The organism is Sphingomonas parapaucimobilis NBRC 15100, assembly GCF_000787715.1.
Taxonomy (GTDB): Bacteria; Pseudomonadota; Alphaproteobacteria; order Sphingomonadales; family Sphingomonadaceae; genus Sphingomonas; species Sphingomonas parapaucimobilis.
The window spans coordinates 1-25,395 of record NZ_BBPI01000070.1 but is presented as its reverse complement, the minus strand read 5'-3'; the positions used below and the strand labels follow the sequence as shown (position 1 = coordinate 25,395).

21 protein-coding genes are annotated in these 25,395 nt (G+C 66.9%); 7 read left to right on the top strand and 14 right to left on the bottom strand.

Annotated elements, in window-relative coordinates; translation table 11 throughout:
* Positions 1 to 5: 5 nt before the first annotated feature.
* The 3 genes from glgA to glgX all read left to right on the top strand — a co-directional run bounded on the left by glgA (position 6) and on the right by glgX (position 5,021).
* Entirely contained in the window at positions 6 to 1,460 is a 1,455-nt protein-coding gene (glgA, locus tag SP5_RS13010; protein ID WP_042489473.1) for a glycogen synthase GlgA, read from the top strand.
* Positions 1,457 to 3,082 (top strand): alpha-D-glucose phosphate-specific phosphoglucomutase, encoded by a 1,626-nt coding sequence (locus tag SP5_RS13005; RefSeq protein ID WP_042489472.1) that lies wholly within the window; start codon positions 1,457 to 1,459, stop codon positions 3,080 to 3,082. Before glgA ends, SP5_RS13005 begins: the two co-directional genes overlap by 4 nt.
* A 142-nt stretch (positions 3,083 to 3,224) precedes the next feature.
* Entirely contained in the window at positions 3,225 to 5,021 is a 1,797-nt protein-coding gene (gene glgX, locus SP5_RS13000; protein WP_042489639.1) for a glycogen debranching protein GlgX, read from the top strand.
* A gap of 52 nt (positions 5,022 to 5,073) precedes the next feature.
* Here the strand turns inward: glgX and cyoD are convergent, their stop codons facing one another.
* The 5 genes from cyoD to SP5_RS12975 all read right to left on the bottom strand — a co-directional run bounded on the left by cyoD (position 5,074) and on the right by SP5_RS12975 (position 9,476).
* Positions 5,074 to 5,457 (bottom strand): cytochrome o ubiquinol oxidase subunit IV, encoded by a 384-nt coding sequence (gene cyoD / locus SP5_RS12995; protein WP_042489469.1) that lies wholly within the window; start codon positions 5,455 to 5,457, stop codon positions 5,074 to 5,076.
* Positions 5,454 to 6,089 carry a cytochrome c oxidase subunit 3 gene (locus SP5_RS12990; protein WP_042489466.1) on the bottom strand — a complete coding sequence of 212 codons (636 nt, stop codon included), beginning with the start codon at positions 6,087 to 6,089 and terminating at the stop codon, positions 5,454 to 5,456. The genes cyoD and SP5_RS12990 overlap by 4 nt, the downstream gene beginning before the upstream one ends.
* Positions 6,086 to 8,098 (bottom strand): cytochrome o ubiquinol oxidase subunit I, encoded by a 2,013-nt coding sequence (cyoB, locus tag SP5_RS12985; RefSeq protein WP_157013725.1) that lies wholly within the window; start codon positions 8,096 to 8,098, stop codon positions 6,086 to 6,088. The genes SP5_RS12990 and cyoB overlap by 4 nt, the downstream gene beginning before the upstream one ends.
* Positions 8,095 to 8,928, bottom strand: a complete 834-nt coding sequence (cyoA, locus tag SP5_RS12980; protein ID WP_245613493.1) for a ubiquinol oxidase subunit II — start codon at positions 8,926 to 8,928, stop codon at positions 8,095 to 8,097. Before cyoA ends, cyoB begins: the two co-directional genes overlap by 4 nt.
* Before the next feature lie 104 nt (positions 8,929 to 9,032).
* Positions 9,033 to 9,476 (bottom strand): hypothetical protein, encoded by a 444-nt coding sequence (locus SP5_RS12975; RefSeq protein ID WP_042489463.1) that lies wholly within the window; start codon positions 9,474 to 9,476, stop codon positions 9,033 to 9,035.
* 80 nt (positions 9,477 to 9,556) lie between these two features.
* Here SP5_RS12975 and SP5_RS12970 point away from each other — a divergent pair, with 80 nt between their 5' ends.
* Complete coding sequence (locus tag SP5_RS12970; protein ID WP_042489460.1) at positions 9,557 to 10,423, top strand: HpcH/HpaI aldolase/citrate lyase family protein; 867 nt, start codon at positions 9,557 to 9,559, stop codon at positions 10,421 to 10,423.
* Between the two features lie 97 nt (positions 10,424 to 10,520).
* Here SP5_RS12970 and SP5_RS12965 read toward each other — a convergent pair whose 3' ends face one another.
* The 9 genes from SP5_RS12965 to SP5_RS12925 all read right to left on the bottom strand — a co-directional run bounded on the left by SP5_RS12965 (position 10,521) and on the right by SP5_RS12925 (position 22,445).
* Positions 10,521 to 12,518: an acetyl-CoA carboxylase biotin carboxylase subunit gene (locus SP5_RS12965; RefSeq protein WP_042489458.1), complete on the bottom strand. Its 1,998-nt coding sequence runs from the start codon at positions 12,516 to 12,518 to the stop codon at positions 10,521 to 10,523.
* A 204-nt stretch (positions 12,519 to 12,722) separates the two neighbouring features.
* Entirely contained in the window at positions 12,723 to 13,745 is a 1,023-nt protein-coding gene (gene bioB, locus SP5_RS12960) for a biotin synthase BioB (protein ID WP_042489455.1), read from the bottom strand.
* 14 nt (positions 13,746 to 13,759) lie between these two features.
* A complete protein-coding gene (gene scpA, locus SP5_RS12955) occupies positions 13,760 to 16,024 on the bottom strand; it encodes a methylmalonyl-CoA mutase (protein WP_042489454.1) in 2,265 nt (754 codons plus the stop codon).
* Between the two features lie 72 nt (positions 16,025 to 16,096).
* Entirely contained in the window at positions 16,097 to 16,855 is a 759-nt protein-coding gene (locus tag SP5_RS12950; protein WP_042489450.1) for an enoyl-CoA hydratase-related protein, read from the bottom strand.
* Between the two features lie 8 nt (positions 16,856 to 16,863).
* Complete coding sequence (mce, locus tag SP5_RS12945) at positions 16,864 to 17,283, bottom strand: methylmalonyl-CoA epimerase (protein ID WP_042489447.1); 420 nt, start codon at positions 17,281 to 17,283, stop codon at positions 16,864 to 16,866.
* A 219-nt stretch (positions 17,284 to 17,502) separates the two neighbouring features.
* On the bottom strand, positions 17,503 to 19,029 hold the full coding sequence (locus SP5_RS12940) for an acyl-CoA carboxylase subunit beta (RefSeq protein WP_042489444.1): 1,527 nt from the start codon (positions 19,027 to 19,029) through the stop codon (positions 17,503 to 17,505).
* Between the two features lie 219 nt (positions 19,030 to 19,248).
* Complete coding sequence (locus SP5_RS12935; RefSeq protein ID WP_042489441.1) at positions 19,249 to 20,181, bottom strand: 50S ribosomal protein L11 methyltransferase; 933 nt, start codon at positions 20,179 to 20,181, stop codon at positions 19,249 to 19,251.
* Entirely contained in the window at positions 20,171 to 20,878 is a 708-nt protein-coding gene (locus SP5_RS12930) for an SDR family NAD(P)-dependent oxidoreductase (protein WP_042489436.1), read from the bottom strand. The genes SP5_RS12935 and SP5_RS12930 overlap by 11 nt, the downstream gene beginning before the upstream one ends.
* A 184-nt stretch (positions 20,879 to 21,062) precedes the next feature.
* Positions 21,063 to 22,445, bottom strand: a complete 1,383-nt coding sequence (locus SP5_RS12925; protein WP_174435542.1) for a methyl-accepting chemotaxis protein — start codon at positions 22,443 to 22,445, stop codon at positions 21,063 to 21,065.
* A gap of 206 nt (positions 22,446 to 22,651) precedes the next feature.
* On the opposite strand from SP5_RS12925, the gene sdhC reads away from it, so the two are divergent.
* From sdhC to sdhA, 3 genes are read left to right on the top strand one after another with little or no spacing between them, the layout of a single operon-like run.
* Positions 22,652 to 23,062 (top strand): succinate dehydrogenase, cytochrome b556 subunit, encoded by a 411-nt coding sequence (gene sdhC / locus SP5_RS12920; RefSeq protein WP_042489433.1) that lies wholly within the window; start codon positions 22,652 to 22,654, stop codon positions 23,060 to 23,062.
* Complete coding sequence (gene sdhD, locus SP5_RS12915) at positions 23,062 to 23,445, top strand: succinate dehydrogenase, hydrophobic membrane anchor protein (RefSeq protein WP_042489430.1); 384 nt, start codon at positions 23,062 to 23,064, stop codon at positions 23,443 to 23,445. Before sdhC ends, sdhD begins: the two co-directional genes overlap by 1 nt.
* Positions 23,445 to 25,253, top strand: a complete 1,809-nt coding sequence (gene sdhA, locus SP5_RS12910) for a succinate dehydrogenase flavoprotein subunit (protein ID WP_042489426.1) — start codon at positions 23,445 to 23,447, stop codon at positions 25,251 to 25,253. Before sdhD ends, sdhA begins: the two co-directional genes overlap by 1 nt.
* The last annotated feature ends 142 nt before the right edge of the window (positions 25,254 to 25,395 follow it).

Here is a 25,395-nt window from a genome sequence, read left to right as displayed (position 1 = left end):
TCCCCATGACCCTCTCCGTCCTGTCGGTCGCCTCGGAGGCGTTTCCGCTCATCAAGACCGGCGGCCTGGCCGATGTCGTCGGCGCGCTGCCCGAGGCGCTGGCGCCCCACGATATCGCCGTCACCACGCTGATCCCCGGTTTCCCCAAGGTGATGCGCGCGATCGGCGAGGACGCGCCGCGCGTCCACCACTTCCCGCATATCATCGGGACCGAGGCATGGCTTCGCGAGGCGATGATCGGCACCCATCGGCTGCTGGTGATCGACGCGCCGCAGCTTTGGGAGCGCGAGGGGCTTCCCTATGTCGATACCGACGGCAACGACTGGCACGACAATTGGCGGCGCTTCGCAGTGCTGGCGAGGGCCGGGGCCGACCTAGCCTCGGGCGCGGTGCCGGGTTACGATTTCGACCTGCTCCACGCGCATGACTGGCAGGCGGCGCTCGCCCCCGCCTTCCTCCATTATGCCCCCGGCCCCGGCAAGGTCGCCAAGAGCATCGTCACCATCCACAACATCGCCTTCCAGGGCTCGTTCGCGGCGCATCACTTCCCCGATCTGGGCCTGCCCCCCGAGGCGTGGAGCGTCGAGGGCGTCGAATATTATGGCCAGATCGGCTATCTGAAGGCTGGCCTGCGCACCGCCGATGCGATCACCACGGTCAGCCCGACCTATGCCGAGGAAATCCACCGCGCCCGATATGGCATGGGGCTGGAGGGCCTGATCGCCGCGCGTGCCGAGTGCGTCAGCGGTATCGTCAACGGCATCGATCCCGCCATCTGGAGCCCCGAAGCCGACGCCGCCCTGCCCGCGCCCTTCACCGTCGACACGCTGGACGATCGCATCGCCAACAAGCGCGCGGTCGAGCAGGCGTTCGGGCTGGACGAGGATGACAGCCCGATCTTCACCGTCATCAGCCGCCTGACCTGGCAAAAGGGCATGGACGTGCTGGTCGAGGTGATCGACGATCTGGTGGCGCTCGGCGGACGGCTGGTGGTGCTGGGTACCGGCGACCCGGCGCTGGAAATCGCCTTCGCCACCGCCGCGCTGCGCCATCCGGGCCGCGTCGCGGTGCGGATCGGCTATGACGAGCCGGTCTCGCATCTGCTTCAGGGCGGCTGCGACGCAATCCTGATACCCTCGCGCTTCGAGCCGTGCGGGCTGACCCAGCTTTACGGCCTGGCTTATGCCTGCGTCCCCGTGGTCGCGCGCACCGGCGGGCTGGCCGATACGATCATCGACGCCAATGAGGCGGCGCTGGCCATGGGCGTGGCCACCGGACTTCAGTTCGACACTGTCACCACCGACAATATTGTCGCAGTCCTGCGTCGCACAATGAGACTCTATGCCGACCAAGACCAATGGCGGACCATTCAGGTCAATGGCATGAATGCCGATTATAGCTGGCACCATAGCGGCCGCCACTATGCCGAACTCTATCGATCCGTGCTGGGGAACCCATGATCAAGACCGTCGCGACCGAGCCTTATCTCGACCAGAAGCCCGGCACCTCGGGCCTGCGCAAGAAGGTCCGCGTCTTTCAGCAGCCCAATTATGCCGAGAATTTCATCCAGTCGACCTTCGACGCGCTGGGCGATGAAAAGACCGGCCAGACGCTGGTGATCGGCGGCGACGGCCGCTTCCTAAACCGGGAGGTGATCCAGGTCGCGATCCGCATGGCGGCGGCGAACGGCTTTGCCCGCGTCGTGGTCGGCCAGGGCGGTATCCTGTCGACCCCGGCGGCCAGCAACGTGATCCGCCAGCGCAAGGCACTGGGCGGCCTGGTCCTCTCGGCCAGCCATAATCCGGGCGGCCCGGACGAAGACTTCGGCATCAAATACAATATCGCGAACGGCGGCCCCGCACCCGAGAAGGTCACGGACGCGATCCACGCCAACACCAAGTCGATCAGCCGCTGGCTGACCGTCGAGGCGGCGGACATCGACCTCGATACGCTGGGCGAGGTGATGGTCGGTGGCATGACGGTCGAGGTGATCGACTCGGTTGCCGACTATGCCGCGCTGATGGAAAGCCTGTTCGACTTCGCCGCAATCCGGGCTGCGGTCGAGGGCGGTTTCACCATGTCGTTCGACGCGATGAGCGCGGTGACCGGGCCTTATGCGACCGAGATTCTCGAGAACCGGCTGGGTTTCGCAAAGGGCACCGTGAAGAACGGTACGCCGCTCCCCGATTTCGGGGGGCATCACCCCGATCCCAATCTGGTCCATGCCAAGGAACTGTACGACCGGATGATGGCCCCGGACGCGCCCGATTTCGGCGCGGCGTCGGACGGGGACGGCGACCGCAACCTCATCATCGGGCGCGGGCGCTTCATCACGCCGTCGGACAGCCTGGCGATGCTGGCGGCGAACGCCCATCTCGCGCCCGCCTATGCCGGTGGCCTGAAGGGCATCGCGCGTTCCATGCCGACCAGCGCCGCCGCCGACCGCGTCGCCGAAAAGCTGGGCATTCCCGCTTACGAGACGCCTACGGGGTGGAAGTTCTTCGGCAATCTGCTGGATGCGGGGATGGCGACCATCTGCGGCGAGGAGAGCGCCGGGACCGGCTCGGACCATGTGCGCGAGAAGGACGGGCTGTGGGCGGTGCTGCTCTGGCTCAATATTCTCGCCGCCTCGGGCAAGTCCGTCGACCAGATCGCCCGCGATCACTGGGCGACCTATGGCCGCAATTATTATGCGCGCCACGATTATGAGGGCGTCGAGAGCGAGCGCGCCGATGCGCTGATGGCCGACCTGCGGGGCAAGCTGGCGACGCTGCCGGGGCAGACGTTTGCCGGGCTGACGGTCGAGACCGCGGACGATTTCGCCTATACCGACCCCACCGACCAGTCGGTCAGCCGCAACCAGGGCATCCGGGTGCTGTTCGAGGGTGGCAGCCGTGTCGTGTTCCGCCTGTCGGGCACCGGCACCAGCGGCGCAACGCTGCGCGTGTATCTGGAGCGCTATTCGGCCGACCAGCTCGACCGCGAAACGCCCGAGATGCTGGCGGACATCATCGCGGCGGCGGACGAGATCGCCGGGATCACCCAGCATACCGGCCGCACCGAACCCGATGTGGTGACGTAAGGACTTCCTATTCCTCCCCTGCAAGGGGAGGTGGCAGCGCGAAGCGCTGACGGAGGGGTGTCACGGCCAGCGGGGACGCCCCTCCACCATGCTTCGCTGGTCCCCCTCCCCTTGCAGGGGAGGATTTGAGATGGTCGCAGCCATGACGAATCAGCCCTATCCCCTCGGCGCGACACCCATCCCCGGCGGCACCCGCTTCGCCGTGCGCTCGACCGCCGAGCAGGTGGAGCTTTGCCTGTTCGACGGCCCCACCGAACGCCGCATCGCCATGTCCCGCAACGGCGATAGGTGGACGGCCACCGTTCCAGGCCCCGCCCCTCTCTACGGCTATCGCGCGCATGGGCGTTACGACCCCGCCCGCAACCTGTGGTTCGACCCCGCCAAGCTGCTGGTCGACCCTCACGCGCTCGAAATCGACCGCCCCTTCGTCCAGTCGCCACGCCTGGGCATTTTCGGCGAGGACACCGCCGACATCGTCCCCCGCGCCCGTGTCGTCGCCCCGCTGACCACCACCCCCGCCCCGCCGCTGTTCCGGCCGGGCAGGCTGATCTACGAACTCAATGTGCGCGGCTTCACCATGCGCCATCCCGCCATACCGCCCGAACGGCGCGGCACCTTGGCGGCACTCACCCATCCCGCCGTGCTCGATCACCTCCGCAAGCTGGGCGTGGCGGCCGTCGAACTCATGCCGATCACCGCCGCGATCGACGAGCGGCATCTGCCGCCGCTCGGCCTGCGCAATGCCTGGGGTTACAACCCGGTCGTGCCGATGGCGCTCTGCCCGGAGCGGGTGCCGGGCGGCGTCGCCGAACTGGTCGCCACGATCGCGGCGCTGCGCGAGGCGGGCATCGGCATCATCCTCGACCTGGTGTTCAATCATATGGGCGAGAGCGACGTACAGGGCGGCACCCTGTCCTTCCGGGGCCTGGACCCGGATGCCTATGCGCGCACGGCCAACGGTACGCTCATCAACGATGCGGGCACCGGCAACATGCTCGATGCCAGCCGCCCGAGCGTCCGCGCGATGATCCTCGACACGCTTCGCCATTTCGCGCGAGCCGGGGTGGACGGCTTCCGTTTCGACCTGGCGCCGGTGCTGGCGCGTGGGCCGGGCTTCGATGCCCATGCCCCCATCTTCGCCGAGATCGCCGCCGATCCGATCCTGTCGCCCCGCGTCATGATCGCCGAACCCTGGGACATCGGCCCCGGCGGCTACCAGCTCGGCCACTTCCCCGAGCATTGGCTCGAGTGGAATGACCAATATCGCGACCAGGTGCGCCGCTTCTGGCGCGGCGACGGGCGCAGCGGCGATCTGGCGACGCGGATCGCGGGGTCGGCGGATGTCTTTACCGGCCCCGCCAGCCGCTCGGTCAATTTCGTCGCGGCGCATGACGGCTTCACTCTCGCCGACCTGACCACCTATGCCGCGCGCCACAACCACGCCAATGGCGAGGACAATCGCGACGGGCATGGCGACGAGGTGTCATGGAACCATGGGCAGGAAGGGCCGACCGACGATGCCGCCATCCGCGCCGCGCGTGAGGCTTCGGTCCGCGCGATGCTGGCGACGCTGTTCCTGTCACGCGGCACGCCGATGCTGACCGCAGGCGACGAATTCGGCCGCAGCCAGCAGGGCAACAACAACGGCTATGCCCAGGACAATGAGACGACGTGGCTCGACTGGCAAACCCGCGACGAGGCGCTGGAGGATTTTGTCGCGCAGCTCGCCGCCCTTCGCCGGGAAACCCCGATCGACTGGACCAACTGGCTGGCCGGGGCCGAATGGCGCAAGCTGTCCGGTGGCCCGATGACGCCCGAGGACTGGGACAACGGTAACGGCTTTACCCTGCACGTCCCTGTCGGCGACGAGAGCCTAATCCTGCGCTTCGACCGCGCGCACGGCGTCTCCGCCATCCGGGGGCGAGTGCTGGAAAGCTGAGGCCTTTCTATTCCTCCCCTTCCAGGGGAGGAATGGGACGTATCGACTGCTCCTAAGGCGTCGCCATCGGCCCCATCAGATTGTGGTTCAGATGCCCCATGATCCAGATCGAGCCCAGCAGGACCAGCGCCACGATCAATATGCCGAACAGCAGCGCCAGCACATTGTTACTATTGTCCGGCCCGGTGGTGATGTGGAGGAAGAACACCAGATGCACCCCCATCTGCCCGATCGCCAGCGCGACGAGGGCAGCGGGCACGGCTGGCCCCCAGACGATATCGAACTGGACCAGCGCGAAGGACGCCGCCGTCAGGATCGCCGCCGCGACCAGCCCGATCGCATAGCTGCGGATGCCGCCGACGACCGAGTCCTTCTCGCTCTCGACGCCCGGCGCGGTTTCGTCGCGGGCCATTTCCTCGTCGGGCCGCTGGCTCATCCCCGCACTCCCATCAGATAGACCATGGTGAACAGCGCCACCCAGATGATGTCGAGCGCGTGCCAGAACAGGCTGAAGCACAGGATGCGGCGCAATATGTCTTCGCGGAACCCCTTGGCCCAGGCCTGCGCCATCATCGTCGTCAGCCAGAGCAGACCGAGCAGCACATGGAGCCCGTGGCACCCGACCAGCGCGAAGAAGGCCGACAGGAACGCGCTGCGCCCCGGCCCCGCCCCCTCGCCGATCAGGTGGAGAAACTCATAGGCCTCCAGCGCCAGGAAGCCCGCGCCGAGCAGCCCCGTCGCCGCCATCGCGATCTGGAACCAGCGCATGTCACGCGCCAGCGTGCCGATCCCCGCCAGACCGCAGGCGAAGCTGGACAGCAGCAGCAGCACCGTCTCCGCCTCGACCAGCTTCAGTTCGAACAGGTCCTTGCCCGAGGGACCGCCCGCCGTCGCATCCTTCAGCACCGCGTAACCGGCAAAGAAGCAGGCGAACAGGATGAAGTCCGACAGCAGGAAGATCCAGAAGCCATAGGACACCACCACCCGCTTGGGCGCAGGGCCATCCGGGTTGGGCTCGGCGGTACGGCCCAGCTTGTTGGGATCGTGCGTCTGCGCGGTCTGGCTCATGACAGCGCCTCTTCCGGCAAGTCCAGCAGGGTCGCCTTGCTGCGGCGACGCGCCTGGTCCAGCCGTTCGACCTCCTCGACCGGGATCTCATACTCGGCCTTGTCCCGCCATGCGAAGACGATGAACGTCCCCCAGGCCCCGAAGAAACCCAGGCCGACCAGCCACCAGATATGCCAGATCAGCGCAAAGCCCATGGCGGTGGCGAAGAAGGCGGCGACGATTCCGGTCGGCGAATTCCGCGGCATCTCGATCGGCTCGTAATCGGGGCGATCGGACAGGGCGCGGTTCTCGCGCGCCTTCGCCTTGATGCCCCAATAGGCTTCCTCGCCCTTCACATCGGGCAGCACCGCGAAGTTGAAGGCGGGCGGCGGCGAGGTGGTGATCCACTCCAGCGTGCGCCCGTCCCAAGGGTCGCCGCTTTCGTCGACCCGGTCTTTACGCGTCTTGATCGAAACATAAAGCATCATGACCTGGCACGCGATGCCAGCGGCGATCAGCAGCGCGCCCAGGCCCGCCGCGATCAGCCACGGATGCCAGCCGGGCACGTCATAATGCTGCATCCGCCGGGTCATGCCCATCAGGCCGAGCACATAGAGCGGCATGAAGGCGAGATAGAAACCGCTCAGCCACAACCAGAAGGCCCGCTTGCCCCAGGTCTCGTCCAGTGTGAAACCGAACATCTTGGGAAACCAGAAGGTGAAGCCCGCAAAGGCGCCGAACAGCACCCCGCCGATGATGACGTTATGGAAATGCGCGACCAGGAACAGCGAGTTGTGCAGCACGAAGTCGGCCGGGGGCACCGCCAGCATCACGCCGGTCATGCCGCCGATCACGAAGGTCACGATGAACCCGATCGACCACAGCATCATCGACGTATAACGGATGCGCCCGCCATACATGGTGAACAGCCAGTTGAAGACCTTCACCCCCGTCGGCACCGCGATGATCATCGTCGTGATGCCGAAGAAACCGTTCACATCGGCGCCCGCCCCCATGGTGAAGAAATGGTGCAGCCATACCATGAAGGACAGGATGCAGATCACCATGGTCGCGATCACCATCGATCGATAACCGAACAAAGGCTTGGACGAGAAGGTCGAGATGATCTCGGAAAACACGCCGAAGGCGGGCAGGATCAGGATATAGACTTCCGGGTGGCCCCAGGCCCAGATGAGGTTCACGAACATCATCTGGTTGCCGCCCGCTTCCGGCGTGAAGAAGTGGAAGCCGAGATAGCGGTCGAGGATCAGCATCGCCAGCACGGCGGTCAGCACCGGAAAAGCCGCGACGATCAGCAGGTTGGAGGCCAGCGATGTCCAGGTGAACATCGGCATCCGGCTGTAACCCATACCCGGCGCGCGCATCTTCAGGATGGTCGTGACCAGGTTCACGCCCGAGAGCAGTGTCCCCATGCCGGATATCTGCAATGCCCAGAGGTAATAATCGACACCCACACCGGGCGAGAAGCGCAGCTCGGACAAGGGCGGATAGACCAGCCAGCCGGTCTTGGCGAACTCGCCGATGACCAGGCTCATATTGATGAGCAGCGCGCCGCTGGCGGTCAGCCAGAAGCTGACCGAGTTGAGCGTCGGAAACGCCACGTCGCGCACGCCGAGCTGCAACGGCACGACGAAATTCATCAGCCCGATCATGAACGGCATCGCCACGAAGAAGATCATGATCGTGCCATGCGCCGAGAAGATCTGGTCGTAATGGTCGGGCGGCAGATAGCCTTCATTGCCATAGGCGATCGCCTGTTGCGACCGCATCAGCAGCGCGTCGGAAAAGCCGCGCAGCAGCATGACGCCCGCCAGCAGGCAGTACATGACGCCGATCCGCTTGTGATCGACGCTCGTGATCCACTCGCTCCAGATGTAGGGCAGATGCCCCCGCCGCCACGTCCAGATGAAGACGCCCAGCAGCACCAGACCGATCACGCCCGCCGACACCAAAGGCAGCGGTTCGTGGAACGGGATCGAGTCCCAGCCGAGCTTGCCGGTCAGGCTCATTGCTCGCGTCCGTCCTTGGCTTTCTCACCCTCGGGCGCGCCATTCTTCATGACGATCTGGTCGTACAGGCCGGGCTGGAGCCGGGGATAGCTGGCGGGGCGGACATTGCGGCTGGGATGCGCCATCGCAACGAACTCGGCCCAGTCGAGCGTCTTGCCCTGCCCTCCCCGCGCGGTCGCGACGAAGCGGTCAAAGCTCGCTTGCGGCACCGCATCGACGAAGAAATCCATATCGGCAAAGCCCTCCCCGCTATAATGCGCCGACAGCCCGCGATAGCGCCCGACCTTGTCGGCGCGCAGGTTCAGCGTCGAGTCCATTCCCGACATGGCGTAGATCTGGCTGCCCAGCCGCGGCACGAAGAAGCTGTTCATCACGCCTGCCGAGGTGATGCGGAACTTGACCGGCGTGCCGACCGGCACGACCAGCCGGTTGATCGTCGCGATCCCCTGTTCGGGATAGATAAACAGCCATTTCCAGTCGGTCGCGACGACCTCGATTGTCATCGTCCTGGCCTTGGACGCGATCGGCTTGGGCGGATCGAGATCATGGCTGCCGATCCAGGCGATACCGCCCAGGAACATGATGGCGAGCGCCGGGATCGACCACACCAGCAGCTCCAGCCGCCCCGAATAGGCCCAATCGGGCAAATGCCTGGCGCGCGTGTTGCTCGCGCGGAACCACCAGCCAAAGGCGAAGGCGAGGATGATGACCGGCACGACGATGGCCAGCATCACCGCCAGCGCATTGAGGAAGATGCTGCGCTCACCCGCCGCGATCGGCCCGGCGGGGTTCAGGATGCCCGGCTCACAGGCGGAAAGGACGACGCACAACCCAAGACACGCGAAACGCGCGGAAATTCTGGCGAGGCGCGGATCGCGGAGCATTCAGCGGGTGAACGGCGGCCCGGCGCTTTCGTTCCGCCCCCGCAAAGGGATCAGGCGGCGAGTCGTCGCCCCTCGCCATCGTCGCTGTCATTGGCGGGCCGCTCCACCCGGCGCGGGCGAGCGGTCCGGCTTGCGGACATCCGCCCGGCCCAGCGGCCGAAAACAGGCCAGCGCGCCAGCATCGAGGAGGACAGGACCGCCGCCATCACCAGTTCGGCCACGCCGCCCCATTCGATCGCCGAGGCGAGCATGACCAGATCGCCCATCGGCGCGGCCGCTGCGGCGAGCATCCGAATCTCATCGATCTCGAACCAGATGGCGAGGCCCAGCAGCGCCACCCCCAGCGCCATCATCGCCCAATGCCCCGGCCGGACCCGCCCGAGCAGCCGCGCCGGAGCCTCGACCATCATACCCGCCAGCCAGCGGCTGACCGGCAGATCCGGCCAGACGTAGAGCGTGATCGTCAGCCCCAGCAGCAACAGCGTCGCGGTCATGTCATCATCCCCCTTTGCGCCTTCGATTATGGCGCGACCCCGCCATTTTACCAGAGGCATGACGCCGCTATGCTCGCGCTATGATCTTGCGCAGCGCCCTGTTCCTCCCCGCCTCCAATTCCCGCGCCATCGCCAAGGCGCGCATGTTCGACAGCGATGCGGTGATCCTCGATCTGGAGGATGCGGTCGCCCCCGACGCCAAGGCCATGGCGCGCGATGCGGCGGTGGCGGCGGTGCGCGAGGGGGGCTTTGGCGAGCGGTTGCTGGTCGTGCGGACAAACGGACTGGATACGCCCCATGCGATGGACGACCTCGCCGCGCTGGCGACGACGCGTCCGGCGGCGGTGCTGATCCCCAAGGTCGACGATGTCGCGACGCTTGCCGCCGCGCGGGCGGCATTGGGGCCGGACGTGCCGCTCTGGGCGATGATCGAGACGTGCCGCGGTATCCTGTCGCTCGGCGCGATCGCGCAGGCGGCAACGGGGTTGGGGCTGACCGCTTTGGTCGCGGGCACCAACGATCTGGCGAAGGAGATGCGCCTGCCCTCTCCGCCCGCGCCCGAGGCGTTGTTGCCGCTCCGGGTCCAGATCGTCGTCGCCGCCCGCAGCGCCGGACTGATCGCGCTGGACGGCGTATGCAACGCCCTCGACGCGCCCGAGCGGCTGGCGGCGGAATGCACGGAGGGGCGGCGGCTGGGCTTCGACGGCAAGACGCTGATCCACCCCAACCAGATTGCGGCGGCCCATGCAGGGTTCGGCCCGGATGCGGCGGAAATCGCCTGGGCGCAGCGGGTGGTGGAGGCTTTCGCCGATTCCGAGCAAGCGGCGCTGGGCGCGATCCGGCTGGACGGGCAGATGGTGGAGCGGCTGCACCTGGCCGAGGCCGAGCGGATCCTGGCCCTCGCTCATTCCTCCCCTGCAAGGGGAGGTGGCAGGCCGAAGGCCTGACGGAGGGGTGTCACCCTATCGAGAGCGGGACACCCCTCCGACGCGCTATGCGCGCCACCTCCCCTGCAAGGGGAGTAATAAGTCTGACTTCTGCAAATTACTCCAGTTCGAGAATCACCGCATCGACGGCCAGGCTGTCGCCGGTCTTGGCGCTGATCGTCTTCACCGTGCCGGACTTGGCGGCGCGGAGGATGTTTTCCATCTTCATCGCCTCGACGACGGCCAGCGACTGGCCCGCCTCGACGGAATCACCCTCGGCGACGTCCAATCGAACGAGCAGGCCCGGCATCGGCGCGATCAGGTATTTCGACAGGTCGGGCGGCACCTTTTCGATCAGGTGCTGGGCATAAGCCGCCGCGCGGGCGGGGAGGACGCGGACCATGTGGCTGGCACCGCGCGTGGTCAGCTTGAAGCCGGTACGCGTCTTCGCGATGCGGACGTGGAGCGTCTCGCCATCTTCGTCCTCGACCGCGATCATCCGGTCGCCGGGCGTATAGGCGATGGCGAGGTCCAGGTCGTCGCCATCGACGGTCATGCCGTCGGTCGAGACATGGACCTGATGATCCGCTCCGCCGATCCGCACCGTCCAGTCGGCGGGCGGTTGCAGGCGGTGGCCGAGCTGGCCGTCGACCCGCCGCGCGCGATCGGCCTCGGCGGTGGCGGCGAAGGCGGCGACCGCCGCAAGGGTGCGGGTCAGGTCGTCGCTGGCGGGCGCGCCTTGGAAGCCTTCGGGATATTCCTCGGCGATGAAGCCGGTCGACAGCGCCCCTGCGCGGAAGCGAGGATGCTGCATCAGCGCGGAGACGAAGTCGATATTGGTCCCCGGCCCGACGATCTCGAACGCATCGAGCGCGGCGATCTGGGCGTCGATCGCGGCTTCGCGGGTCGGCGCCCAGGTGACGAGCTTGGCGATCATCGGGTCGTAGAACATGCTGACCTCGCCGCCCTCGGCCACGCCGTCGTCGACGCGGACGCGGGTTTCGTCGTCCGAATGTTCGGCGGGCGGGTTGTAGCGGACCAGCCGCCCGGTCGAGGGCAGGAAGCCGCGATACGGGTCCTCGGCATAGACACGGTTCTCGACCGCCCAGCCGGTCAGCGTCACCTCGTCCTGCTTGAAGGCCAGGGGCTCGCCCGCCGCGACGCGGATCATCTGCTCGACCAGATCGAGCCCGGTAATCTCTTCGGTCACGGGATGCTCGACCTGGAGCCGGGTGTTCATTTCGAGGAAGTAGAAGCTCTTGCCCGTCGTGTCCGCGCCCGACACGATCAGCTCGACGGTGCCCGCCGAATAATAGCCGACCGCACGCGCTAGAGCGACCGCCTGTTCGCCCATGGCGCGGCGCATCTCGGGGGTGACGAAAGGCGACGGGGCTTCCTCGACCACCTTCTGGTGACGGCGCTGGACCGAGCATTCGCGCTCGCCGAGATAGACGATATTGCCATGCTGGTCGCCCAGCACCTGGATCTCGATATGGCGGGGGGACTCGATGAACTTCTCGATGAAGACGCGGTCGTCCCCGAAGCTGGCGAGCCCCTCGCGCTTGGTCGCCTCGAAGCCCTCGCGCACGTCCGCCTCCGACCAGGCGAGCCGCATGCCCTTGCCGCCGCCGCCCGCCGACGCCTTCATCATGACGGGGAAGCCGATGTCGGCGGCGATGCGCACCGCTTCCTCGGTATCGGCGATCTCGCCCAGATAGCCGGGGACGACATTGACCCCCGCCGCCTTGGCCAGCTTCTTGGATTCGATCTTGTCGCCCATCGCGGCGATGGCGTTCGGCGGCGGGCCGATGAAGGCGACACCCGCCTCGGCACAGGCTTTCGCGAAGCTCTCACGTTCGGACAGGAAGCCGTAACCGGGATGGATCGCGTCCGCGCCGGTCGCCTTGGCGGCGGCGAGGATCAGTTCGGCCTTGAGATAGCTTTCGGCGGCGGGTGCTGGCCCCAAGCGGACCGACTCATCGGCCAGACGGACATGCGGCGCGCTGGCATCGGCGTCCGAATAGACCGCGACCGTGGCGATGCCCATCGCGCGGGCGGTGCGGATGACCCGGCACGCGATTTCCCCGCGATTGGCGATCAGGATTTTCTGGAACACGGGGATACCTCTCCTTTTATGTCGTTGGTCCGTGTCGAATGTCTTGTGGGAAGCACCACCCCGGCGAAGGCCGGGGTCCAGTTCCCCTTTTGTCGATGGCGCGCCGCAGCACCTCGGGGGGAGGCCGATGCGTCGCACCATCGATGGTTCACCGCATCTGGACCCCGGCCTTCGCCGGGGTGATCAAGATGGGGTGAACCGAAATCACTCGGCTGCCACCCGCATCGGCTCGGCACCTTCCATCGGCTTCAGGCCCAGCTTGGCGAACAGCGCGGCATCCGCATCGTCCCCCGCATTGCCCGCGGTCAGCAGCTTGTCACCGGTGAAGATCGAGTTCGCGCCCGCCATAAAGCACAAGGCCTGGGTCGCCGCCGACATGCTCTCGCGCCCGGCCGACAGGCGGACCATGCTCATCGGCATGGTGATGCGCGCGACCGCGACGGTGCGGACGAACTCGATATCATCGATCCGCGCCAGCGGCGTGTCGGCGAGCATGTCACCCAGCACCGTGCCCTTGACCGGAACCAGCGCATTGACCGGCACGCTTTCGGGGTGGCGCGGCAGGGTGGCGAGCGCATGGACGAAGCCGACGCGGTCGCCGCGCGTCTCACCCATACCGACGATCCCGCCGCAGCAGACCGAAATGCCCGCGTCGCGCACGTTGGACAGCGTCTCCAACCGATCCTCGAAGCAGCGCGTCGTGATGACGTTGGCGTAGTTTTCGGGCGAGGTGTCGATATTGTGGTTGTAATAGTCTAGACCCGCCTCGGCCAGACGCTGCGCCTGAGGGGCATCAAGCATCCCCAGCGTCATGCAGGTCTCCAGCCCCATGGCCTTCACCCCCTCGACCATGGCGACGACCTTGTCCATGTCGCGCTCCTTCGGCGACCGCCAGGCCGCGCCCATGCAGAAACGCTGCGAGCCCGCCGCCTTGGCCTCGGCCGCCGCCGCCAGCACGGCTTGCACGTCCATCAGCTTCTCGGCCTTCACGTCGCTTTCCGCTGACGCGCTTTGCGAACAGTAACCGCAATCCTCGGGGCAGCCGCCGGTCTTGATCGAGCAGAGCGTGCAGAGCTGCACCTCGTCCGCCGCGTGATGCGCGCGGTGGACTTCGGCCGCGCGGAACAGCAGCTCGGTGAAGGGCAGGTCGAACAGAGCGCTGATCTCGGCGCGGGTCCAGTCGGTGCGCAAGGTCGCCTCGGGGCGAAGCGCGGTGGTCGTCGTCATCACGTCATGTCCTGTCATTCGCCCGTCTCGGGCGGCATATTATGGCCCAGCAGCCTCAGCACATCCTCGGCCGCCTTCACAAGGTTGGTGCCGGGGCCGAAAATCGCCTGCACCCCGGCATCGTAGAGCGCCTGATAATCCTGTGCGGGAATAACGCCACCCGCGATGACCTTGATATCGGCGCGCCCCGCCTCGCGGAGGTGGCCGATCAGTTCGGGGATCAGCGTCTTGTGCCCGGCGGCCAGGCTGGACGCGCCGACCACGTCGACGTCGCGGGACAGCGCCAGTTGCGCGGCTTCCTCCGGCGTCTGGAAGAGCGGGCCGGGCACCACCTCGAACCCCAGATCGCCGAACATAGAGGAGACGAGGTTCGCGCCCCGGTCATGCCCGTCCTGGCCCATCTTGGCGACGAACAGCCGGGGCTTGCGGCCCAGACGCCGCTCCACCGCCTCGACGCCGCGGAGCAGGCGCGCCCAGCGTTCGTCTTCGGCGTACGCACCGCCGTAAATGCCCGACACCGGCGTCGGCTGGGTGCCGTAGCGGCCGAACGCATCCTCCAGCGCCGAGGAAATCTCGCCCAAAGTCGCGCGGGCGCGGGCGGCCTTAACGGCGAGTGCGAGGAGGTTTGTCCCCAATCCTCCCTGAGCTTGCTCGGGGAGGGGGACCGCGCCCCCAGGGCGTGGTGGAGGGGCGGCACCGTCAGCCCCGGCCCCTCCACCATCGCTGGCGCGATGGTCCCCCTCCCCAAGCACAGCTTGGGGAGGATTTTGGGCAGCGTCTCGCAACGCATCGAGCGCTGTCCGACACGCCACCTCATCGCGCGCTGCTTTCACCGCCGCGATCCGCGCCACCTGCCCCGCCCGCACCGCATGATTGTCGATGTCGAGGATTTCCACCGGTGCCTCATCCTGAAGCCGGTATTTGTTCACCCCGACGATGACATCCTCGCCCCGGTCGACCTTGGCGGCGCGCGCGGCGCTCGCCTCTTCGATCATCGCCTTGGGCCAGCCCGAAGCGACCGCCCTGGCCATGCCGCCTTCGGCCTCGATCCGCTCAATGAGTTCCCACGCCCCATCGACCAGCGACTGGGTCAGGCTCTCGACATAATAGCTGCCGCCCAGGGGATCGACGACCTTGGTCATCCCCGTCTCTTCCTGCAGCACGATCTGCGTGTTGCGCGCGATCCGGGCGGAGAAGTCGGTGGGAAGCGCGATCGCCTCGTCCAGCGCGTTGGTGTGGAGCGACTGGGTGCCGCCCAGCATCGCCGCCATCGCCTCGATGGTGGTGCGGATGACGTTGTTATACGGGTCCTGCTCGGTCAGCGACACGCCGCTGGTCTGGCAGTGCGTGCGCAGCATCTTGGAGCGTTCGTCCTTCGCGCCCAGCTGTGTCATCGCCCGGTGCCACAGCACGCGTGCGGCGCGCAGCTTGGCGACCTCCATGAAGAAGTTCATGCCGATCGCGAAGAAGAAGGACAGCCGCCCCGCAAACTTGTCGATGTCGAGGCCCGACGCCACGCCATATTTCACATATTCCATGCCGTCGGCGATGGTGAAGGCCAGCTCCTGGAGCTGCGTGGCCCCCGCCTCCTGCATGTGATAGCCGCTGATCGAGATGCTGTTGAACTTGGGCATCTCGGCGCTGGTGTAGGCGAAGATGTCCGAGATGATCCGCATGCTCGGCTCGGGCGGGTAGATATAGGTGTTGCGGACCATGAACTCCTTGAGGATGTCGTTCTGGATGGTCCCTTCCAGCTTGGAGCGGTGAACCCCCTGCTCCTCGGCCGCGACGATGAAGAAGGCCAGAACCGGGATCACCGCGCCGTTCATCGTCATGCTGACCGACATGGCATCCAGCGGAATGCCGTCGAACAGGATCTTCATATCCTCGACCGTGTCGATCGCGACGCCCGCCTTGCCGACATCGCCCGTCACGCGCGGGTGGTCGCTGTCATAACCGCGGTGCGTCGCCAGATCGAAAGCGACCGACAACCCCTTCTGCCCGGCCGCCAGGTTGCGGCGATAAAAGGCATTGGATTCCTCGGCGGTCGAGAAGCCCGCATATTGCCGGATCGTCCAGGGGCGGCCCGCATACATGCTGGCCCGCACGCCACGCGTGAACGGCGCAAAACCCGGCAGGCCGGGATCGGTGGTCACATCGGCAGCGGTATAGAGCGGCTTGACCGTGATCCCCTCGGGCGTCTGCCAGTCGAGATCGCGGCCCTTCACCTCGCGCGCGGCAAGGGCTTCCCAATCGGACAGCTCAGGGCGTTCGGCCATCGGCCACTCCTCATCCACTCTTATTTTATTTCACTAGAGCGAAATCATCATGCGTGCGCAAGGGGCCGTATCCTACCGCCCCAGGAAACGCGGCGGACGCTTTTCAAAAAAGGCCCGGCCGCCTTCCTCGCCGTCCTGGGTCGCGCGGGCGGTGCGCTGGTCTTCCGCCTCGCGGGTCAGCGCGGTGGCATAGTCGCTGTCGAACCCGGCCTGGAGCGCGCGGCGCATCAGCCCGAGCGCCACGCTCGGCCCCGCCGCCAGCCGTTCGGCGAGGGACAGGGCTTCGGCATCGAGCGCATCGTCGGCCACGACCTTGTGGATCATGCCCCAGTCGAGCGCCTTGGCCGCCGGAACCCGCTCGCCCAGCATCATCATCTCGCCCGCCCGCGCCCGACCGATCAGACGCGGCAGCATCCAGCTCGCCCCGCCATCGGGCACCAGCCCGATGTTGACGAAGGCGTGGAGGAAATAGGCGGTTTCGCTCGCGACGCAGAAGTCGGCGGCGAGCGCCAGACTGCATCCGATCCCCGCCGCCGCGCCTCGAACCGCGCTGACCACGGGAATGGGCAGGTCGGCGAGCGCCAGCATCGCCGGGTTGTAATGCTCGACCAGCGCGCGGTGGATCGTGTCCGGGCCGACCTCGCCGCCCGAGATATCCGCGCCCGAGCAAAAGGCCCGCCCCTCGCCCGCGATCAGCACCGCACGCGCATCGCCACGCGCTTCGAGCGCTTCGCGGATCGCATCGAACAGCGCGGGCGGCGCGGCGTTCAGCCGCTCGGGCCGGTTGAGCGTCAGGATCAGGACATCGCCCCGACGCTCGACGCGCAGCATGGCGTCGCTCAATGCCCCTCTCCCGGTGTTTCCATCAGCTCGACCAGCACCCCGCCCATGTCGCGCGGGTGGAGGAAGACGACCGGCGTGCCATGCGCGCCGATACGCGGCTGGCCCAGCAGCGTCGCGCCCTTGGCCTGAAGCTCGGCGACGGCAGCGGCCATGTCGGCGACCTCGAAGCACAGATGATGCTGCCCGCCCGCCGGGTTCTTCTTCAGGAAGTTGGCGATGGGGGAGGTTTCGTCGAGCGGCTGGATCAGCTCGATCTGGGTGTTGGGCGCGTCGATGAAGCACACCCGCACGCCTTGCGGGGGCAGGTCGAACGGTTCGCCGATCGCGTCCGCGCCGAGGAGGTGGCGATAGGTTTCGATCGTCTTTTCGATCGACGGCGTGGCGATGCCGATATGGTTGAGGCGACCCAGGGTCATGTGGCGCTCCTCCAGCGTGGGAATATGCGGACAGCGCCAGCCCTCCCCCAGCCCAGTTTCAGGTAAACGATGCCCCGCATCGTTTCGGTCATGCCGGGGGCATGACCAACCTGAAACTCGCCTGCGGGAGGGGAGATGTTCCGGGCACGCGCGGTCCACCAGCACGCCCCTCCCGCAAGCGGGAGGGGATGGGGGAGGGCTTTGCCGCGAGCGACCATCTCAGAGCGGCAGATTGTCATGCTTCTTCCACGGATTGGCCAGATCCTTGTTGCGCAGCTTGCGCAGGCCCAGCGCGATCCGCCTGCGGGTTGAATGCGGCTGGATCACCTCGTCCACGAACCCCTTGGACGCCGCGACGAACGGGTTGGCGAAGCGCGCCTCATATTCCGCCGTACGCTCGGCGATCTCCTCCGGCGTCTTGCCCCGGAAGATGATCTCGACCGCGCCTTTCGCGCCCATCACCGCGATCTCGGCGGTCGGCCAGGCATAGTTGAGGTCGCCGCGCAAATGCTTGGACGCCATCACGTCATAGGCGCCGCCATAAGCCTTGCGCGTGATGACCGTGATCTTGGGCACCGTCGCCTCGGCATAGGCGAAGAGCAGTTTCGCGCCATGCTTGATGATGCCGTTATGCTCCTGCGCGGTGCCGGGCAGGAAGCCCGGCACGTCGACAAAGGTCACGATCGGGATCTCGAACGCGTCGCAGAAGCGCACGAAGCGCGCCGCCTTGCGGCTGGCATTGATGTCGAGCACCCCCGCCAGCACCATCGGCTGGTTGGCGACGAAGCCGACCGTCCGCCCCTCGATCCGGCCGAAGCCGGTGATGATGTTGGCGCCGTGGGCGGGCTGCACCTCGAAGAAGTCGCCCTCGTCGACGACCTTCGACAGCAGTTCGTGCATGTCATAGGGCTGGTTGGCGCTGGCCGGGATCAGCGTGTCGAGGCTTTCCTCTTGTCTGTCCCAGGCATCGGCGGTCGGCCGCTCGGGCACACCCTCGCGATTGTTGGCGGGCAGGAAGTCGATGAAGTCGCGCGCCGCCAGCAGCGCCTCGATATCGTCCTCGAACGCCACGTCCGCCACGCCGGTCTTGGTGGTGTGCGTCACCGCGCCGCCCAGCGCTTCCTGGGTCACGACCTCGTTGGTCACCGTCTTCACCACATCGGGGCCGGTGACGAACATGTAGCTGGAATCCTTCACCATGAAGATGAAGTCGGTCATGGCGGGGGAATAGACCGCGCCGCCTGCGCATGGCCCCATGATGAGGCTGAGCTGCGGCACCACGCCGCTCGCCAGCACATTGCGCTGAAACACCTCGGCATAGCCGCCGAGCGAGGCGACGCCCTCCTGGATGCGCGCGCCGCCCGAATCGTTCAGGCCGATGACGGGCGCACCGACCTTCATCGCCATGTCCATGATCTTGCAGATCTTCTGCGCATGGCGTTCCGACAGCGAGCCGCCGAAGACGGTGAAGTCCTGGCTGAACACAAAGACCAGCCGCCCGTTGATCGTGCCCGAGCCGGTCACGACGCCGTCGCCGGGGACGACCTGTTCGGTCATGCCGAAGTCGGTACAGTTATGCTCGACGAACATGTCGAGCTCCTCGAAGCTGCCCTCGTCGAGCAGCACGTCGAGCCGCTCGCGCGCGGTCAGCTTGCCCTTGGCGTGTTGCGCGGCGATGCGCTTCTCACCACCACCGGCGCGCGCGCCTTCGCGGCGGCGTTCCAGTTCGACCATCGTCGATGCCATGACCTCTCCTTCTAGTCTTTGCACGGGCTTATGCCTGACTGGCGTAGGGGATGGCAATCGCAGGGATTTCCGTTTTCGTAAGGGGAAGGCTGCCCCGCGCGCTCCCCCTCCCGCAGGCGGGAGGGGGTCGGGGGGAGGGCCAGGAGTCTCACCGAGATTGTCGCCCGTGGCCTTACCCTCCCCCAACCCCTCCCGCCTGCGGGAGGGGAGTAGAAGAGGTCAGATATCCAACGCCCAGCCGTCGCGGCCCTTGGGGTCGAACGGCGCATTCGGCACGAACCGCTCCTTTGCCGCCCGCAACCGCAACACGCTCCAGTCGCCGCGCCGGTCGACCGTCTCCAGCGCGCAACCGCAGGCGTCATAGGCCGCAACCACATCCGCCCGCTGCGTCTCCAGCAGCCCGGCCAGCACCAGGGTCGCCCCCGGCCCCGCGATCGCAGCCAGTTCGGGCGCCATCGAGATCAGCGGCCCGGCCAGGATATTGGCGATGACCAGATCATAGGGCGCACCCGCCATGATCGGATCGGCGAGCGCCCCGTCGGCGACGATCAGTTCGACCCCGTCGACGCCGTTGATCGCCGCATTCTCGGCGGTGACGTCGATCGCGATGGGATCGATATCGGTCGCGACGATCTTCGCCTCGGGCCAGAGATGCCGCGCGGCGAAGGCGAGCAGGCCGGTGCCGGTACCCACATCGATCGCATTGACCACCGTCTCCGAAGCCATCGCGTCGAGCATGGCGAGGCAGCCACTGGTCGTCTCGTGATGCCCGGTCCCGAACGCGCGTCCCGCCGGGATATGGAAACCGCGCAAGCCCTCCGGCACCGCCTCGTCGCCGGTATGGACGAAGAAGCGCCCGACCGATAGCGGTTCCAGTCCGGCCTGGCTGATCGTCACCCAATCCTGCGCGGGCACATGCTCGACCGTGGCAGGGTGGTCGCCTGCGCTGGGCACCAGCGCGCGGATCGCCGCGATGGTCGCTGCGTCCGGTTCGGTCTCGAAATAGGCGTCGAGCCGCCAATGCTCGCGGTCGTCCTCGATCTCCTCGGTGGTCATGATGACCGCCTCGATCGCCAGATCGTCGGCCGCGTCGATCGCCTCCGCCTCGTCGCGGGTGCAGGGCAGGGTCAGCTTCCAGCTGTCAGCGGACATAGCTGGCTCCATTCACGTCGAGGACCGCGCCGGTCATCGAAGGCGGCGCATCGATGCACAGGAACCGGACGGTCGCGGCGACTTCCTCCGGGCTGGCGACCCGGCCCAGCGGAATATCGGCGAGCAGCTTGTCGCCGCCCCGGCTGGCCAGATAATCGTCGGCCATGCCGGTCATGGTGAAGCCGGGGCAGACGGCGAAGGCCAGGATTCCTTGCGCGGCATAGCCGCGCGCGATGGTCTTGGTCATCGCGACCATGCCGCCCTTGGACGCGGCATAATGCCAGTGGGCGGGCGAGTCGCCGCGATAGGCGGCGCGGCTGGCGATGTTGACGATCCGCCCGCCGACGCCCCGTTCCTGCCAGTGCAGCACCGCCAGGCGACAGAGTTCGGCCGAGGCGGTCAGGTTGACCTGCATGGTCCGCGCCCAGCTGTCCGACCAGTCGTCGGCGTCGAGCGGGCTCGCCTCGAAGATACCGGCATTGTTCACCAGCACGTCGATGGCGCCGCCCGCCTGCTCCAGCGCCTCGGCCCAGAGCCTTGCGGGCGCACCGGGCTGCGAAAGGTCGGCGGCCAGATTCGCGCCGGGGCCGCTGCGTGTGCCATGGCCCAGGACCCGCGTGTCGAGCAGATCGCCCAGGGTCGATGCGATGGCCGCGCCGATGCCCCGGCTGCTTCCCGTTACCAATATCGTCGTCATGCCTCTGCCGTGCCGGGCGAGGGCCGATGCGTCAACCGGCTGAATTTGTCCTCCCCGGCACGGGGAGGGGGACCGCCGCGAAGCGGTGGTGGAGGGGCGTGTCGCACGGGACGCCCCTTGAGGAAGCCCCCCTCCGTCAGGGCTTGCGCCCTGCCACCTCCCCGTGACCGGGGAGGATCACCGATCAGGCCGCGACCCGCGCGACGAACTGGCTGGCGCTGGTCTTCAGGTCGCCCAGCTGCGTGTCGAGATGGTCGAAGCCGCGCCCGACCCGGTCGATCTCCTGCGCGACATGCTCCGTGTCCTGGCGGATCGCGGCGATGGTGTGCGACATCGAATCGGCGGCCAGCGCGGTTTCATCGACGGCGGCGGTGATCGCGGTGACGGTCTGGGCCTGCGCCTCCATAGCGTGGCGGATCCGCTCGGCCGACACCTGGACCTCATGGACCGTGGCCTTGATCGAGGCATTGGTCTCGACCGTGGACCGGGTCGCGGCCTGGATCGCGGCGATCTTGGTCGCGATGTCGTCTGTCGCACGCGCGGTCTGGCTGGCGAGGCTCTTCACTTCCTGGGCGACGACCGCGAAGCCGCGCCCCGCATCGCCCGCCCGCGCCGCCTCGATGGTGGCGTTGAGCGCCAGCAGGTTGGTCTGCCCGGCGATATCGCGGATCAGGCCCAGGATCGATTCGATCGACTTGGCATGGTCGGACAGCATCTCCGACATGCCGACCGCCTGCCCCGCCTGATCGGCGGCGCGGTTGGCGACATCGGCCGCCTGGTCGACCTCGGTACGGGCATCCTCGATCGCGCGGATCAGCCCGGCGGCGGTCTGTGCCGCCTCGCGCATCGCCACGGCCGATTGTTCGGCGGCGGCGGCGACCTCGCTCGATTTGCCCAGCATCCCTCGAGTTGAAAGCGACGCATCCTGCGCCTGGCGCCGCAGATCCTGCCCCTCGATCGTCGCATTTTCGACGACCAGGGCGATCCCGTTGCGGAAGTCCCCCGCCAGCCGCTCGCGCTCGCGCTCGGCGCTCCATTCGCGGAAGCCTGCGAACAGCTCGACGGTCAGCTCGGTCTCCATGCCGAACAGGCGGAGCAGCGTGTCGATCATCACCTCGCGGCGGGGATCATCGATGGGCACCGATTCCTGCAACACCTTCAGCGCCGCCCGGTCGCTGGCACAGGACATGGCCAGCACATCCATCGGCGGCACCCCGGCGGCATAGGCCGAGGCGACCGAACGCCCCAGCGACTCGACCCAGTCGCGCCCCGACAAATGGCAGAAGCGGTTGCGCAGATAGGCGCGCCCCGCCGTCAGCTGCCGCTCGCGGTCCAGCTTTGTCCAGTCGGGCGCCCCCGGATTGGCATGGCGCCAGTGATTCCAATACGCCTCGATCACCTCGTCGGCGCGCGCCTCGATCGCGGGCCAGAGATCGGCGGCAAGGCGGGTCAGCGAGCCGTCGCCCCCGTCGAAAGCGCGAACCCGCGCATCCAGATCGATCCCCGCAGTGATCTCGGTGGGCGGCGGCAGATCGGTCCTGGCAACATTATTTTCCCGCTCGGGCATATCGGCTTCCGCTTTCAGGCAATCGGAACGTGATCGCGCCGACTGTGCCGCGCAAAGCGTTAAGGCCGGGTTATCCGCCTGCGGGGCCGGGGCGCCCTTAGCCGCCCAAGGCACGAATCTCGCCTCGCGGCTTGCATCCTGTCGGCGTCTTCACCATAGGCATATCCGCAAACCAGCCCGACTTTAGACTGTTCGAGGATCTGCCCTTGGCCGCCCGCAACACCGCACGCCCGCTCTCCCCACACCTCCAGATCTGGAAATGGGGTCCCAACATGCTGGTCTCCATCCTGCACCGCGCCACCGGCACGGGCATGGCGACCGTGGGCGCGGCGCTTCTCGTCTGGTTCCTGGCGGCGGTCGCCGCGGGTCCCGAAAGCTATGCGACGTTCCGTGACGTCTTCACCGTCGAGTCGGGCAAGCTCAACATCATCGGCTATGTCGTCGGCATCGGCCTGACCGCCTGCCTGTTCCAGCACATGGCCAACGGCATCCGCCACCTGTTCATGGATGTGGGCGCGGGTTTCGAGCTGAAGTCGAACAAGCGGCAGGCGCAGGCCACCATGATCTTCGCGGTCGTGATGACGGTGGCCTTCTGGCTCTATCTGGGGATCAAGTGATGCGTTCGGGAACCGCAATCGGCCGCGTGCGCGGCCTGGGCTCGGCCAAGTCGGGCACCCACCACTGGCTCAACCAGCGCCTGACGGCGGGATCGAACTTCCTGCTGGTCGTGTGGCTGCTGATCTCGATCCTGCGCCAGCCCTCCTTCGATTACGCCGCGATGCATCTGTGGCTGGCCAATCCCTGGGCCGCCATCCCGATGGTGCTGCTGGTCGCGTCGATCTTCTACCATATGCGCCTGGGCCTTCAGGTCGTGATCGAGGATTATGAGCAGGACCAGAACCGGGTCGCGCTGCTCGTCGTCATGAACCTGTTCGTCTTCACGATCGCCGCCATCGCCATCTTCTCGATCCTCAAGATCGCCTTCGGAGCCGCTGCATAATGTCTGCTGCCGCCTACAAGATCATCGACCATACCTATGACGCCGTCGTCGTGGGTGCGGGCGGCTCGGGCCTGCGGGCCACCATGGGCATCGCGGAAGCGGGTCTGAAGACCGCCTGCATCACCAAGGTGTTCCCGACGCGCAGCCACACCGTCGCCGCGCAGGGCGGCATCGCCGCCTCGCTGGGTAACATGGGTCCCGACCATTGGACCTGGCACATGTACGACACCGTTAAGGGGTCGGACTGGCTGGGCGACCAGGACGCGATCGAATATCTCTGCCGCGAGGCGCCCGCCGCCGTGTACGAGCTGGAGCACGCCGGCGTGCCGTTCAGCCGCACCGAAGAGGGCAAGATCTATCAGCGCCCGTTCGGCGGCATGATGCAGAATATGGGCGAAGGCCCGCCCGCGCAGCGCACCTGCGCCGCCGCCGACCGTACCGGCCACGCCATGCTTCACGCGCTGTACCAGCAGTCGCTGAAGTACGACGCGGACTTCTTCATCGAGTATTTCGCGCTCGACCTCATCATGGACGAGCAGGGCAATTGCCGCGGCGTGATCGCGCTGTGCATGGAAGACGGCTCGATCCACCGGTTCCGCGCGCACAATGTCGTGCTGGCGACCGGCGGCTATGGCCGCTGCTATTTCTCGGCCACCTCGGCGCACACCTGCACGGGTGACGGCGGCGGCATGGTGCTGCGCGCCGGCCTGCCGCTCCAGGACATGGAGTTCGTGCAGTTCCACCCGACCGGCATTTACGGCGCGGGCGTCCTCATCACCGAGGGCGCGCGCGGTGAAGGCGGTTACCTCACCAACTCCGAGGGCGAGCGCTTCATGGAGCGTTACGCGCCGTCGGCCAAGGATCTCGCCAGCCGCGACGTCGTGTCGCGTTCGATGGCGATGGAAATCCGTGAAGGACGCGGCGTCGGTAAGGAGGGGGATCATATCTACCTCCATCTCGACCATATCGACCCGAAGGTGCTGGCCGAGCGCCTGCCCGGCATCACCGAGACCGGCAAGATCTTCGCCGGTGTCGACCTGACGCGCCAGCCGCTGCCCGTGACGCCGACCGTCCACTACAATATGGGCGGCATTCCGACCAACTATCACGGCGAAGTCGTTCGCCTGAAGGACGGCAACCCGGACTCGGTCGTACCCGGCCTGTTCGCGGTCGGCGAAGCGGCCTGCGTGTCGGTCCATGGCGCGAACCGCCTCGGTTCCAACTCGCTGATCGACCTTGTCGTGTTCGGCCGTGCGACCGGCCTGCGCATCAAGGACACGCTGAAGCCCGGCACGCCGCACGCACCGCTGCCCAAGGGCTCGGAAGAACTGGCGCTGGGTCGCCTGGATCACTTCCGCAACGCCGCCGGTGGCTCGACCACCGCATCGGTGCGCAGCGAGATGCAGAAGACGATGCAGCGCCACTGCGCCGTGTTCCGCACCGACGAGCTGCTGACCGAAGGTCGCCAGATGATCCGCGCCACCTATGACCGGATGAAGGACATCGGCATCAAGGATCGCTCGCTGATCTGGAACACCGATCTGGTCGAGACGCTGGAGCTGGATAACCTCATCAGCCAGGCCGTCGTGACGATGGAATCGGCGCTGAACCGCAAGGAAAGCCGCGGCGCGCACGTGAACGAGGACTTCCCCGATCGCGACGACGCCAACTGGATGAAGCACACGGTGGCGACGTTCGACGGCTGGGGCGGCCAGGGCGGCGGAGTCGCGATCGACTATCGCCCGGTCCACGACTACACGCTGACCGACGATATCGAGTATATCAAGCCGAAGAAGCGGGTGTACTGAGGCCCGGTTTTCACGGTTCGGAATAAAGGGGCTGGCGAGCGATCGCCGGCCCTTTTTGTCATGTCTTCTTCTTACTCCCCTCCCGCAAGCGGGAGGGGTTGGGGGAGGGAATAGCCACAGGCGACACAGCCCGTTGAGAGCG